This is a genomic window from Duganella callida (genome assembly GCF_004614165.1).
GTDB lineage: Bacteria > Pseudomonadota > Gammaproteobacteria > Burkholderiales > Burkholderiaceae_D > Rugamonas > Rugamonas callida.
Genome location: NZ_SPVG01000118.1, coordinates 1 through 13390 on the forward strand (window position 1 = coordinate 1; position 13390 = coordinate 13390).

General features: G+C 63.8%; 10 protein-coding genes, 1 tRNA gene and 1 pseudogene. 8 read left to right on the forward strand and 4 right to left on the reverse strand.

Annotated features, from left to right (window positions below; genetic code table 11):
* Positions 1-68 precede the first annotated feature (68 nt).
* Positions 69-1472 (reverse strand): M20/M25/M40 family metallo-hydrolase, encoded by a 1404-nt coding sequence (locus E4L98_RS11880; protein ID WP_135201772.1) that lies wholly within the window; start codon positions 1470-1472, stop codon positions 69-71.
* Between the two features lie 140 nt (positions 1473-1612).
* On the opposite strand from E4L98_RS11880, the gene E4L98_RS11885 reads away from it, so the two are divergent.
* Both E4L98_RS11885 and E4L98_RS11890 read left to right on the forward strand, forming a co-directional pair.
* Entirely contained in the window at positions 1613-3841 is a 2229-nt protein-coding gene (locus tag E4L98_RS11885; protein WP_135201773.1) for a sugar nucleotide-binding protein, read from the forward strand.
* A tRNA-Phe gene (locus tag E4L98_RS11890) sits at positions 3807-3882 on the forward strand. Before E4L98_RS11885 ends, E4L98_RS11890 begins: the two co-directional genes overlap by 35 nt.
* Before the next feature lie 161 nt (positions 3883-4043).
* Here E4L98_RS11890 and E4L98_RS11895 read toward each other — a convergent pair.
* Positions 4044-4551, reverse strand: a pseudogene (locus E4L98_RS11895) (integrase core domain-containing protein); the annotation flags it as partial.
* A 140-nt stretch (positions 4552-4691) separates the two neighbouring features.
* On the opposite strand from E4L98_RS11895, the gene E4L98_RS30660 reads away from it, so the two are divergent.
* The 3 genes from E4L98_RS30660 to E4L98_RS11915 all read left to right on the forward strand — a co-directional run bounded on the left by E4L98_RS30660 (position 4692) and on the right by E4L98_RS11915 (position 7775).
* The gene (locus tag E4L98_RS30660; RefSeq protein WP_229257365.1) at positions 4692-5222 is read left to right on the forward strand and encodes a PAAR domain-containing protein; all 531 of its coding nucleotides are present in this window, start codon (positions 4692-4694) and stop codon (positions 5220-5222) included.
* A gap of 489 nt (positions 5223-5711) precedes the next feature.
* Positions 5712-6230, forward strand: a complete 519-nt coding sequence (locus E4L98_RS11910) for a hypothetical protein (RefSeq protein WP_135201774.1) — start codon at positions 5712-5714, stop codon at positions 6228-6230.
* Positions 6231-6386: 156 nt separating this feature from the next.
* Positions 6387-7775 carry an FAD-binding oxidoreductase gene (locus tag E4L98_RS11915; RefSeq protein WP_135201775.1) on the forward strand — a complete coding sequence of 463 codons (1389 nt, stop codon included), beginning with the start codon at positions 6387-6389 and terminating at the stop codon, positions 7773-7775.
* A 15-nt stretch (positions 7776-7790) separates the two neighbouring features.
* Here E4L98_RS11915 and E4L98_RS11920 read toward each other — a convergent pair whose 3' ends face one another.
* Positions 7791-8642, reverse strand: coding sequence for an N-acyl homoserine lactonase family protein (locus E4L98_RS11920; protein ID WP_135201776.1), 852 nt, complete (start codon positions 8640-8642; stop codon positions 7791-7793).
* 112 nt (positions 8643-8754) lie between these two features.
* Here E4L98_RS11920 and E4L98_RS11925 point away from each other — a divergent pair, with 112 nt between their 5' ends.
* Positions 8755-9681: a LysR family transcriptional regulator gene (locus tag E4L98_RS11925; RefSeq protein WP_135201777.1), complete on the forward strand. Its 927-nt coding sequence runs from the start codon at positions 8755-8757 to the stop codon at positions 9679-9681.
* Positions 9682-9948: 267 nt separating this feature from the next.
* Positions 9949-10212 carry a translation initiation factor IF-1 gene (gene infA, locus E4L98_RS11930; protein WP_135201778.1) on the forward strand — a complete coding sequence of 88 codons (264 nt, stop codon included), beginning with the start codon at positions 9949-9951 and terminating at the stop codon, positions 10210-10212.
* A gap of 115 nt (positions 10213-10327) precedes the next feature.
* On the opposite strand, the gene E4L98_RS11935 is transcribed toward infA, so the two are convergent.
* Positions 10328-11647: an amidohydrolase gene (locus E4L98_RS11935; RefSeq protein WP_135201779.1), complete on the reverse strand. Its 1320-nt coding sequence runs from the start codon at positions 11645-11647 to the stop codon at positions 10328-10330.
* A 143-nt stretch (positions 11648-11790) separates the two neighbouring features.
* Between E4L98_RS11935 and E4L98_RS11940 the strand changes: the two genes are divergently transcribed.
* A partial coding sequence (locus E4L98_RS11940) for a methyl-accepting chemotaxis protein (RefSeq protein ID WP_135201780.1) occupies positions 11791-13390 on the forward strand: 1600 nt, incomplete at its 3' end.

Below are 13390 nucleotides of genomic sequence, written 5' to 3' on the forward strand. Positions count from 1 at the left end.
CTCTACCGTAGCGATCGCTACGGTAGAGCCCGTGACGCAATGAAAGACCTGACCCTGACTTTGCACCTTTAATCCGTGGCGAGGCGCTTGCCGAGGCGGTACAGGTATTCCTGGCCGTCGTACAGCGACTTCACGCGGATGTGCTCATTCAGGCCGTGCGCGCCGCTGCCTTCCGGGCCATGGAACATGCCGCTGATGCCGTAGGTCCAGATACCGGCGTTGTTGAGGAAGCGGCCATCGGTGCCGCCGGTGGACATGGTCGGGATCACCGGCACGCCCGGCCACATGTCGTTGCTGATTTCTTCCACCGCCTTCATCAGCGTCGGCGTCATCGGCGGCATCGGGCCGTCGACGCCGTCGCCGATGCGGGTGATCCTGATCTTGTCGTCGGCCACCACGCGCTGCAGCGTGGCCTGCACCTCGGCGATCGGCTCTCCCGGCAGGATGCGGCAGTTGACGGTGGCGCGCGCGCGCTGCGGCAGCGCGTTGTCGGCATGGCCGGCGTCCACCTTGGTCGCCACGCAGGTGGTGCGCACGGTGGAATTGTGCACCGGGCTCACCGCGTACAGCCGGTCCAGCGCCGCCGGGTCGGGCGGGTCTTGCAGGATGGCTTTCATGTCGGCCGCCACCTGGCCTTTTTCGATCTGCGCCATGCGCTCGTAATACGCGCGCGTCACCGGCGACAGCTTGAACGGGAACGAGAACTGCCCCAGCCGCGCCAGCCCTTCGGCCAGATGGTAGATCGCATTGTCCTTGTATGGCGCCGAGCTGTGGCCGCCCGGATTGGTCACTTCCAGCTGGAAGCTCTGGTAGATCTTCTCGCCGGCCTGGATGCCGTGGCGCACCGGCTTGCCATCCTTGTCCAGCAGCCCGCCGCCGCCCTCGTTGAGCGCGATCTCGGCGTCGATCAACGGACGGTGATGCTTGACCAGGTATTCGGCACCGTCGAAGTCGGAAGGCACCAGTTCCTCATCGCAGGTCAGCGCCATGATGATGTCGCGCTTCAGCGGCAGCTTTTCCTTTTTGTACAGCAGCATGTTGTTGACGAAGGAGGCGGCCATGGCCTTGTCGTCGGACGAACCGCGCGCGTAGAACATGCCGTTTTCCTCGACCAGCTTGAACGGATCGCGTTCCCAATCCTCGCGCTTCGCTTCGACCGCGTCGATATGGGCCAGCAGCAGCAAAGGCTTCTTGCTGCCGTTGCCCTTCAGGCGCGCCACCAGGTTGCCCTTGGCCGGGCCGCCGGGCGGCACGATGATCTGCAGTTCGCTGTCCTTGAAGCCGCCGGCTTTCAGGCGCTTGGCCATCTTTTGCGCCGCCACCGTGCAGGACCCGACCGAATTGGTGGTGTTGGTTTCCACCAGTTCCTGATAAATCGCGCGCATCTGCTTCTGCACCGGCGTCAGCTCGGCGCCGTGCGCCGCTCCTGCCATCGCCCATCCCGCCACCACTACCGCCGCCGCTTTCTTCATATCGCCCCTCAGTGTCCATGGATAAGCTAACCCTATACCCCGTCTGGTGATGCTGTCAATAAAATGGATTCACGGCAAGGCGGCGCACGGTCGAGATTTTTTTATGCATACTGCTGCCAGTTCGACTCGCCAGCCAGTCCATGACTTTACATACAGAAGCAGCTGCCCTGGCACTGTGGGGCGGCCTGGAAGCCACCGTCAACCGCGTGCGCGACCGCTATTTCAGTCAGATGGAGCAGAATGGCCACGCTGACCGCATTTCCGACCTCGACCGCTTCGCCGCCCTCGGCATACAGGCGCTGCGCTATCCGGTGCTGTGGGAACTGGTGGCGCCGGACGGCCTCGCTCAGGCCGACTGGTCCTGGCCGGACGAGCGCCTGGCCGCGCTGCGCGCGCTGGGCATCACCCCGATCGCCGGCCTGGTCCACCACGGCAGCGGACCGCGCGACACCAGCCTGGTCGATCCGGGCTTTCCCGAAAAGCTGGCCGCTTACGCCGGCGCCGTGGCTGCGCGTTATCCGTGGCTGACTGACTACACCCCGGTCAACGAACCTTGCACCACCGCCCGTTTTGCCTGCCTCTATGGCCTGTGGTACCCGCACGAACAAAGCGACCGCGGCTTCGTGCGCGCGCTGCTCAACCAGTGCAAGGGAGTGGCGCTGTCGATGCAGGCCATACGCGCCGTCAACCCGCAGGCGAAGCTGGTGCAGACCGACGACCTGGGGCAAACCTGGGGCACGGCCGAAATGGCGGCCCAGGTGCGCTTCAACAACCAGCGGCGCTGGCTGCCGTGGGACCTGCTATGCGGCCGAGTCGACCGCAACCACGCGCTATGGGACTACCTGACCGCCAGCGGCGCCAGCGTGGAAGAACTGCTGTGGTTTCGCGACCATCCCTGCCCGCCCGACATCATCGGCATCAACTACTACGTGACCAGCGACCGCTGGCTCGACCACCGTCCCCACCTGTATCCGGACCAGGCGGCCGGCGCCGGCGGCTACATCGACCTGGTGGCAGCACGCGCCCTGCCACAGCCGGCGCCGGGAGTCGCGCCGCTGTTGCAGCAAGCGTGGCAACGTTATGGCCTGCCGCTGGCCGTCACCGAAGCGCACATCGACGCCCGGCGCGAAGACCAGCTGCGCTGGCTGCACGAAATCTGGCAGGCGGCGCAGCAGGCACGCCAGGATGGCGCCGACGTGCGCGCCGTCACCGTCTGGTCCCTGCTGGGCTCCTTCGACTGGAACAAACTGGTCACCGAGCGCCACGGCTATTACGAAAACGGCGCCTACGACCTGCGCTGCCCGGAGCCGCGCCCGACCGCGCTGGCCACGCTGATGCGGGAACTGGCCACCGCCCGGCCGCCATCCAACCCGGTGCTGCAGGGCCTGGGCTGGTGGCGCCGGCCGCAACGGCTGCTGTATGCGACGGGCGCGGCAACGGCGGCGCCAGACCATACACAGGCGCAGCCGGTGCTGATCGCCGGCGCCGGCGGCACCCTGGGCAGCGCCTTCGCCCGCCTGTGCGCCGAACGCCACCTGGCCTGCCGGCTGCTCCGGCGGCAGGACATGGACATCGCCGATCCGGCCTCGGTGGAAGCGGCCATCCAGCGCTACCGGCCATGGGCCATCATCAACGCCAGCGGCTATGTGCAGCCGCAGCGCGCCGAATACGACGGCAGCCGCTGCCGCCGCGACAACGCCCTCGGCCCTGCCATTCTGGCGGCCGCCTGCAGCCGCCACGCGATCCGCCTGCTCAGCTTTTCCAACGACCTGGTGTTCGACGGCAGCAAGCGCAGCCCGTACGTCGAAAGCGACCCGGTGGCGCCGCTCAACGCCTACGGCCGCAGCAAGGCCGAGGCCGAACGGCGCGTACTGGCCGTGCTGCCGCAGGCGCTGATGGTGCGCAGCAGCGCCTTCTTCGGACCGTGGGACCGGCACAACTTCATCAGCCGCGCGCTGGCGGCGCTGGCGGCCGGCCAGCCGTTCCGCGCCGCCACCGATCTGGTGGTGTCGCCCACCCACGTGCCGGACCTGGCGCATGCCTGCCTCGACCTGCTGATCGACGGCGAGAGCGGCATCTGGCACCTCAGCAATGGCGGCGCGCTCAGCTGGGCGGAACTGGCGCGACAGGCGGCCGGGCTGGCTGGCATCCCGACCGCCAGCCTGGAGCCGCGCCCGGCGGTCGAGTGCGGCCTGACCACGGCCCATCCCCACTTCAGCGCCCTCGACAGCGAGCGCGGCCGCTTGTTGCCATCCTTGCAAGACGCGCTGACCAGATATATCATGCACTCTGGACTTGGCGTTTCGAAACAGGACTGCTATAATTGCGCGCCTTGGCCTGGTAGCTCAGTTGGTAGAGCAGAGGATTGAAAATCCTTGTGTCGGTGGTTCGATTCCGCCCCGGGCCACCAAGAATGCTTGAAAGAGAACGCCAACCCATGCAGGTTGGCGTTTTTGTTTCAAAAACACAAAGTCCGTGTGTCGGTCAATTTCCGACTTCTTCCCTGCCTCCTTAACAGCCACAACAATCGAATTCCTTTTCGACTCTTCCTCGGATCGCCCCTTTTCTGGATTAGCTGTCCAGTCCCGTCTGTTCAGAAACCCGTTTTACAACCAGCTTCGGTTTCTGTTGCTGCCATTCCTTGAGGGCCTGAATCGGAGTTTTGGAGCCGATGGCTCGCTGCGGAATATGGTGGTTGTATAGCTTGAGATAATTTTTCAACGTCGTCTCCAGATCAGCCTGGCTGTCGAAGCGGGTCTGCTACAAAAGCTCATTGATGCGACCATTCAAGCGCTCGACCATGTCGTCCGTTTGCGGATGGCGCGGTGGGCCAGGCGGTGTTCGATGTCCATGCCGCGACATACCTTATCGAATACATGGCGGCCACTGGGCTTTATGTCCTTGGTCCTGAAACGGTCCGTGAACTGTGAGCCGTGTCTGTCACGATCTTGGCGATTTTGACGGGCGAAGCATCCTTGAGCCGGCGCAGGAAATCAATGCTGCTGGTGTCGCTCATGTCGTGGCAAATGTGCAGGAAGACCCAGCGCGTGGCGCGGTCGATGGCGACGAACAAATAGCGGCCATCTGCCAAATCAACCGCGTTGATGTAAATATACTGCACGTTTCTTGAGTCTTCGCAATATGCGAATAAATCATCCAATCAATTATTTGCTAAATGAGCCGTCTACGCGCCCGTCGATGTCAAACAAGGGACTTCAGATGAAACGTCACACAATCACGCTAGGTGCTTCGACTGCTTGCGGTGGCAAGGTTATCTCAGCCAGCAGCCACGGCAGCATCAACGGCGTCGCGATTGCACTCGAAGGCGATGTAATTTTCTGCCCCTCATGTAATTCAGAAGGGAAGATCCAGTGCGTCGGTCCTCGAATTCCCGAGACATGGAACGGCAAGAATGTCGCCTTGGAAAACGATTTGTGTGTCTGCGGCTGCCCTAGTCCTCCCCGGCTTGTGCCCAACCAATCTATCAGATGCCAGGTCATTGGCGAAACAGACGCCGACATGTCGCAGGCAACAGCCTCGGCAGCAGCTGAGACCGCAAACGGCACAATCATGATGTTCGACGACAGATATGTCCTGATCGACGAAGAGACTGGCGATCCACTTCCAAAAACCGAGTACGCCCTGAGGCGTGAGAACGGGGAGGTCGAATTTGGGACGACAGATTCCCAAGGGCATGCACATCTGCTAACAGCAGCGGCCCAGGCTGAATCCATTCAACTTTACGCGTGAGGGCTCATATGGCTGACACGGTGACATCGCCATCCAGGCGCGTTCTTCATCATCGCGCAACCAAACGGACTACGCCTCACGAGGACAGTGAAGCGAAAAAAGTACGAATCAAGGCAACAAAAGAACAGCGTGTGGCGGAAAACAAGGAATTCCTAAAAAACGCGAACGTTCGGGCTTTCCTAGCAGCTATCGGAGAGGCAGAAGGCGGTGGCTATGACTTTAAGTTCGGTGCAGTCAAAGGCAGGAAAAACCATCCTTGGCGATTTACTGACTTTTCGACCCACCCCGGCCCGGGAACGGGCGGCACCACAACTGCCGCTGGTGTTATCGAGAAAATTAAAGAAGGCGATATCGAGGCTGGCGTAGCTGAGGCATCGCTGCAAAGGCTGCGCTTCCAATGGGGAAAGGCAAGCCTGGCCATTACCATCAGCCCTATGTTGAGTTCGAGCATTTTGAGACAGTTTATAAATCCGAAGGGGGTACGACCAAATGAGCAAGACTGTCGTCGTCGTTGCATTGCTCCTTTCCGCTGCACTGGTCCATGCCGCACCAGCTGCGCTAAAAATTGGGGACCCCTTTATCACAGCGAGAAAGCAACTCTATGCTGCCGGATGGCGCGCAGACCCGCCAGCCCATTTGGCCTCGGGTGAACACATGGGATTGGAAAGGCAGCTTGTGGAAAATGGGTACGCCGAGGTCGATTCTTGTAGCGAAGGTTTGTCTTTCTGCATTTTCCAATACGTCAAAGGCGGCGCCTGCCTACGCCTTCAAACGCAAGGTGAGCAGATCCGTTTGATGAAAGTTGATCGCTGGTCCAGCGAATGCCGCGAACGGGGAGCGGACCAAGAAAAAAATGCGCTACCTGCCGACGTAAGGTATCTGATCCAGTGGCGCAACGACTGTGAACTCGCTGGTCAGTGCCAAAGAACCCAGCGCCTTTTGCCAAAACTAAAACGAAAATATAAGCATGATCCCGTCATCATGCAAATCCTTGAATCCTCCAATTAAGTCTTTTTGTTTCCGCTTCACGCACCTCAACCACAGCGCCTGTGCTTGCGTGAACGCTACCTGACTTCCTATCCTGAAGCATGCGCCGCCCGGCCGTGTCAGTGCCGGCGTGCGTGTCGAAACCATCAACCGGTGTCAATCACATGGAGCGGCACGATGAATACTTTGACGAATCAGGAATGGGAAGGACTGCGGACCGCGCTGCGCGGACAGCTATTGCTTGCGCACGATGAGGGTTACCACGCCGCGCGGGCCGTCTGGAACGGCATGATCGACCGCCGTCCGGCCGCGATCGTGCGCTGCGCCGGCACCGCCGACGTGCGCACCGCGCTGGCCTGGGCACGCGACCATGGCCTGCCGCTGGCCGTGCGCGGCGGCGGCCACAACATCGCCGGCAGCGCGCTGTGCGACGATGGCGTGGTGATCGATCTGTCGGCCATGAAGTCGGTGCACATCGACTCGGCGCTGCGCCGCGCCTACGTGGAAGGCGGCGCCACGCTGCACGACTTCGACCACGAGGCGCAGGCGTACGGCCTGGCCACGCCGCTGGGCATCAACTCCACCACCGGCGTCGCCGGGCTGACGCTGGGCGGCGGCTTCGGCTGGCTGAGCCGGATGCTGGGCCTGACGGCCGACAACCTGCTGGCGGCCGAGCTGATCACGGCCGACGGCCAGCACCTGCACGTCAGCGCGGGCGAGCACCCCGACCTGTTCTGGGCCATCCGCGGCGGCGGCGGCAATTTCGGCGTGATCACGCGGTTTGAATTCCAGCTGCATCCGGTCGGGCCGGAAGTCACGGCAGGACTGATGGTGTTCCCGTTCGCCGAGGCCGCCGCCGTGCTGACGCAGTACCGCGCGCTGGTGGCGGAGATGCCGGACGACTTTACCGCCTGGGCCGTTCTGCGCAAGGCGCCGCCGCTGCCCTTTTTGCCGCCCGCGGCGCACGGCCGCGAGGCGCTGGTGCTGCCGCTGTTCTCGCGCCAGCCGCCGGATGCGGTGCAGGCTACGATAGACCGCATCGCCGCTTTCGGCACGCCGCTGGGCATGCACGTCGGCGCCATGCCCTATGTCGCCTGGCAGCAAGCCTTCGATCCGCTGCTGACGCCGGGCGCGCGCAATTACTGGAAATCGCACAATTTCACCCAGCTCAGCGATGCCGCCATCGATACCGTGATCCGCTATGCCGGCACGCTGCCGACGCCGCACTGCGAGATCTTCATCGGCCTGCTGGGCGCGCGGGCCAGCCGGCCGGCGCCGGGCGACACCGCCTATCCGCACCGCGACGCGCTGTACGTGATGAACGTCCACACGCGCTGGGAAGACCCGGCCGACGATGAACGCTGCATCGCCTGGGCGCGCGAGTTCTTCGGCGCCGCCGCACCGCACGCGACCGGCGGCGTCTACGTCAATTTCCTGACGCAGGACGAAAGCGAACGCAGCGCCGACGCCTACGGGACGAATTATCCGCGCCTGGCGCAGATCAAGCGGCAATACGATCCCGCCAATCTGTTCCGCACCAACCAGAACATCCGTCCTGCCGCCTGAGCCGGGGGACGCCGCTCAATTCAGCGCGCGCGGCCACTTGGGCAGCTTGCGGTTGTCGGCCGGTTCGTGCTGGATGACCAGCGTCGCGTGCGCACGGGCGATGACGTCGTCCAGCTTGTTGCCCGAGCGCACGGTCTGGTCGTGATCGTAGTTCCAGGTCGGCACCTGTTGCCGTTCGTGGTTCTCGGTGAAGTGCCACTGATCGCCCGACAGCACGTAAGCGCCTGCTTGACGCAGATTGAGCAGCAGCGCCATGCTGCCCGGCGTATGGCCGGGGGTCTGGATGGTCTTCAGCGTGCCGTCGCCGAACAGGTCGACGTCGCCATCGACCGCCCACACGCGCTGCAGTTTGCCGCCCGCGATATGCGAGCTGAACAGGCTGCCGTCGATATAGTGCCGCGAGGCCTTGTCGCTGTCGGCAATCGCGTCGAGCTCGGCGCGCTGGATGATCAGGGTGGCGGCGGGAAAGTCGTTGACCTGGCCCGCATGGTCGAAGTGGGCATGCGACACGGCGACATACTTGATGTCGGCCGGACGCAAGCCGAGCTCGCCAATCTGCTCGACGATCGTGCGGTCCATCTTCGTGACAAAACTGCCCTCGGTGAGCGGACCGGCCAGGTATTTTTTCGGCAGGCCGGCGTCCCACAGCAGCCAGTCATCGCCATGCTTGATCAGATAGCACGACATGACGATGTCGTAAGACTGCCCCTTGTACAGCCCGGCGTCCGACATCAGCGACTTGTCGCCCAGCGTCATCTGGCCACAATCGAGCCGGTACATCTTGACGTCGGGCGCGGCAGCGTAGGATGCGCCGATGGCGGCCAGCGACAGCACAGCGGCGGCCACGGCGGATAAGATGCGTTTCATGGTTTCCTCCAGAAAAATTTACGATGGAGGAAGAATAAGGCCATGCTAAATCCGATACAATCTACCCCTCCGACAAAACACTATTGCGATTTCAGCATAGCCAACCGACACCATGCATCTGAAGGCACACCGCTATTTCGCCATGGTCGCCAGCACCGGCAGCTTTTCCGCGACGGCGCGGCACTTCCAGGTGCCCGCCTCGTCGGTCTCGCGTTTCATCGCGGCGCTCGAGGTCGACGTCGGCCAGCAACTGCTCTACCGCAACACGCGCGGCGTCACGCTCACCGATGCCGGCGAGCGCTATTACCTGCAAATCCGCACCGTGCTGGAACTGCTCGATGCCGCCAACGAAGAGATCGCCGGCAACGCCGGCAGCATTCGCGGCGTGGTGCGCATTAATGCGCCGGCAGCATTCGGCCGTCTCCATCTCGGACGGTTGGTGATCGAATTGCAATCCGCTTACCCGGCCCTGACGACCGAGCTGATACTCGATGACCGCTACATCGACCCGGTCATGGATGGCGCCGACATCGTTTTGCGTATCGGCCAGCTCGAGGACTCCGGCCTGATCGGCAGGCAAATCTGCGAGCAGCGTTATGTGCTCTGCGCCAGTCCCGCGTATTTGCAGCGGCACGGCGAGCCCGACACGCCGCAGGCGCTGCGCGGGCATGGCTGTCTGATACATAAGGGCAATGGCGGCGCCGAGCGCTGGTTTTTCCGCCATCCAGCCGAAGGCCAGGTGAACGCCGTCGATGTCACCGGTACGCTGCGCAGCAACAACAGCGAGGTGCTGTTGCAAGCGGCGCTGGCCGGCAAGGGCATCGGCTTTTTCCCGACCTGGTTGCTGCCCGCAGGCAGTATCGGCAAGGGCCAGCTGCAGCTGCTGCTGCCGGCCTGGCAGGGCGCGATGAATGCGGCGCCGAGCCAGATGTATCTGATCTCGCCCGAGAACCGGCTGCGTTCGCACAAGGTGCGCGCCGTGTGGGACTTTCTGCTGGCCGGGATCGGCGCGCCGCCGTACTGGGATCGGCTGAGCTGAATCGGTTTGTGCGCCGCACAAAACTGTGTTACACTACGTTCTGTGGTGAGGTTCTCGAGTGCCTCCCCGTTGTAGCACCACATACGTTGGTCACAGTTCGGCACCTTGCAGATAGCATCGGCCGAGCGCTCCGCACCTGGCAGATAGCCCGGGCTGGAGCCGCGATTGAAGCATTGGCATTACATTGAAACGAAGCCCGCATGTCAGCGGGCTTTTTTTTCGCTCCTCCCGATCGGCCACTCCCGGCAACCGCACAGAAAGAGTCCCTTGGCGAAAGAAGAATTAATTGAAATGAATGGCGTGGTCAATGAAGTCTTGCCCGACCAGCGCTTCCGCGTCGACCTCGACAACGGCCACAAACTGATCGCCTACGCGGCGGGCAAGATGAAGAAGAATTACATCCGCATCCTGGCCGGCGACAAGGTCACGCTGGAACTGTCCCCCTACGATCTCAACAAGGGACGCATCGTGTTCCGCCATATCGAAAAGCGCGCGCCGGGCTCGGCGCCGCCACCATTCCGCCGCCGATAACTTCGGCGCACGGCCGCTTCGTGGCCACGCTCCCCGTTCGGCTCTCCGTTCCCAACAGCCAGGGGCTGCCGCCGCCGCGCCTTGCCGCGTCGCTGCGCGTCCTCAGGACGAGCGGTCAGTGCCTGGCCGGCATCAGGTCCAGCAGGATCGCGGTCTCGGCCTTGACGGTATTGGTCAGGGTCGGCTTCAGGTCCGGCGCCCATTGCGGCGAGTGGGTGCCCGGCAGCGGCTGGCCGGCTTTCTTCGCCGCCTCCAGCCGGCCCGCATCGACCGCGCCCACGTGGATCAGCAGCGCCTTCACGCCCGGCTGCTGGCCGTAGACCGCGAAGTCTTCCGACGTCATCTTGGCCGGCATTTCCTTCACGAAGTCGGCGCCCACCGCTTGCTCCACCGCCTTGACCGCGCGCGCCATCAGCTGCGGATCGTTGTACACCGAATCCGGCCCCGGCTTGATCTCCACCAGCGGTTGCTTCGGCGCGCCGGCGGCGATCGCTTCGCCTTGCGCTTCGCGCGCGATGCTGGCCAGCACGCGCTGCCGCACTTCGGGACGGAAGGTGCGCACCGTCAGCGCCAGCTTGACCTGGTCCGGCACAATGTTGGCCTGGGTGCCGCCCTGGATGCTGCCGACCGTGATCACCACCGGATCGAGCGGGTTGTTCTCGCGCGAGACCAGCGTTTGCAGCGCCATCACCAGCCGCGCCGACATCACCACCGGGTCGCGCGTCTCGTGCGGCACGGCGCCGTGGCCGCCCTGGCCGTACATGGTGATGGTGACGGTGTCGGCCGAGGCGCGAAACGGGCCGGCATGCCACATGATGGTGCCCGAAGGCATGGTCGCATCGTCGTGCATGGACAGCGCGTAATCCGGCTTGGGGAAGCGCGTGAACAGGCCGTCCTTGATCATGGCGGCGGCGCCGGTCAGCGGTTCTTCCGACGGCTGGCCGACCAGCATCAGCGTGCCGCTCCACGCCTTGCGATTTTCCGCCAGCAGCTTGGCGGTCTCGTACCAGGCCGACATGTGCAGGTCGTGGCCGCAGGCATGGGCCACCGGCACGGTGTCGCCGGCGGCGTTTTTGGTGGTGACCTGGCTGGCGAACGACAGGCCGGTCTTTTCCAGCACCGGCAGCGCGTCCATCTCGGTGCGCAGCATGACGGTCGGGCCGGGGCCGTTGCGCAGCAGCGCCACCACGCCGGTGCCGCCGACGCCGGTGGTCACCTCGAAGCCGAGGCCGCGCGCGCGTCCGGCCAGCTTGTCGGCGGTCTCGTGCTCGTTGAAGCCCAGTTCGGGATGGGCGTGCAAGTCCTGGTAAAAGCTTTCCAGCTTGGGATAGTCGGCATTCAGCTGGGCGACGATCGGCGCCGGCAGCGCTGCGGCGATGGCGGGCAGACCGGCACTCAGGCCGGCAATCAGCAGGGTATGGCGTAAAGTTTTCATGGCTACTCGCTTCAGGGTTGAGGAAGGAATTCCCGTGACATTTTACAGGTGAATATTTCACAATGAAAATAAATATTTCTTTGGCGCACTTATTGAGATAAAATCCCATACCTTTGTATTGCCATAAATCAAGGGAACTTGTCATGGGTTTATTCTCCAACATCAAAATCGGAAAGCGCCTCGGGCTGGGCTTTTCGCTTATTCTGGCGATGACGGTGCTCATCGCCGCGGTCGGCGTCTGGCGTCTGCTGGAAGTCGGCAGCTCCACCCGCGCCATGATGGCCGCGCCGCTGACCAAGGAACGCATGATCACCGACTGGTACAGCCTGAACTTCGCGTCGATCCGCCGCACCGCCGCCATCGTCAAGAGTTCGGACCCGTCGCTGGGCGCGTATTTCAAGGACGACGCGGCCGATTCGGTCAAGAAAGCCGCCGAGCTGCTCAAAGGTATCGAACCGCTGATCGCCGAAACCGGTCCGGAACATGAACTGTTCGCGCGCATCCTGGAACAACGCAAAGCCTACAGCGCATCGCGCGACGGCGCCGTCAAGGCCAAGGCCGACGGCAATGCCGAGGAAGCGGCGCGCATCCTCGATCAGAAGTTCACCCCGGCCGCCCAGCAGTATCAGGATCTGCTGCAGCAACTGGTGGTCCTGCAGCGCAGCAGCATCGACGCCACCGCCCGCACCATCGACGGCAACACCTCCGCCAGCACGCAACTGATCATCGTGCTCAGCGCGATTGCGGTGCTGATCGGCGCCGTCCTGTCATGGCTGCTGACGCGCGGCATCGTGCGGCCGATCCGGGATGCCGTGACCGTGGCCGAAACCGTCGCCAGCGGCGACCTCACCCACGAATTCGACGGCCGCACCGGCGACGAGACCGGCGCCCTGCTGCGCGCTCTGCGCCACATGAACGACAGCCTGGTCGACATCGTCAGCCAGGTCCGCGTCGGCACCGACACCATCGCCAATGCCTCGCAGGAAATCAGCGCCGGCAACCTCGACCTCTCTTCGCGCACCGAGCAGCAGGCCGGCGCGCTCGAAGAAACCGCCGCGTCGATGGAGCAACTGACCACCACCGTGCGCCAGAACGCCGACAACGCGCGCCAGGCCAACCAGCTGGCCATCGCCGCCTCGGAAGTGGCGACCAAGGGCGGCGCCGTGGTCGGCGAAGTGGTGACCACCATGAGCGCCATCAACGATTCGTCGAAGAAGATCGTCGACATCATCACCGTGATCGACGGCATCGCTTTCCAGACCAACATCCTGGCGCTCAATGCCGCCGTGGAAGCGGCGCGCGCGGGCGAGCAAGGTCGCGGCTTCGCCGTGGTGGCCGGCGAGGTGCGCACGCTGGCCCAGCGCTCGGCCGCCGCCGCCAAGGAAATCAAGGAACTGATCACCACCTCGGTGGCCAATGTCGATGCCGGCGCGCGCCTGGTCGACACCGCCGGCGTGACCATGGAACAGGTGGTGGACAGCATCCGCCGCGTGACCGACATCATGGCCGAGATCACCAGCGCCAGCCAGGAACAGACCGGCGGCATCGAACAGGTGAACGGCGCCATCGGCCAGATGGACCAGGCCACCCAGCAGAACGCCGCGCTGGTCGAGGAAGCCGCCGCCGCGGCCGGAGCGTTGCAGGAGCAGGCCTCGCACCTGGCGCAGGCGGTCGGCGTGTTCAAGATCAACGGCGCGGCCGTGACGCGCGGCGCCGCCGTCATCAGCCGCCCCGCGCCGGCAT

Excerpts from the sequence above, each read along its gene's own strand:
- E4L98_RS11880 (WP_135201772.1), bottom strand. The coding sequence starts at position 1,472 with ATGAAGAAAGCGGCGGCGGTAGTGGTGGCGGGATGGGCGATGGCAGGA.
- E4L98_RS11885 (WP_135201773.1), top strand. The coding sequence starts at position 1,613 with ATGACTTTACATACAGAAGCAGCTGCCCTGGCACTGTGGGGCGGCCTG.
- E4L98_RS30660 (WP_229257365.1), top strand. The coding sequence starts at position 4,692 with ATGAAACGTCACACAATCACGCTAGGTGCTTCGACTGCTTGCGGTGGC.
- E4L98_RS11910 (WP_135201774.1), top strand. The coding sequence starts at position 5,712 with ATGAGCAAGACTGTCGTCGTCGTTGCATTGCTCCTTTCCGCTGCACTG.
- E4L98_RS11915 (WP_135201775.1), top strand. The coding sequence starts at position 6,387 with ATGAATACTTTGACGAATCAGGAATGGGAAGGACTGCGGACCGCGCTG.
- E4L98_RS11920 (WP_135201776.1), bottom strand. The coding sequence starts at position 8,642 with ATGAAACGCATCTTATCCGCCGTGGCCGCCGCTGTGCTGTCGCTGGCC.
- E4L98_RS11925 (WP_135201777.1), top strand. The coding sequence starts at position 8,755 with ATGCATCTGAAGGCACACCGCTATTTCGCCATGGTCGCCAGCACCGGC.
- E4L98_RS11935 (WP_135201779.1), bottom strand. The coding sequence starts at position 11,647 with ATGAAAACTTTACGCCATACCCTGCTGATTGCCGGCCTGAGTGCCGGT.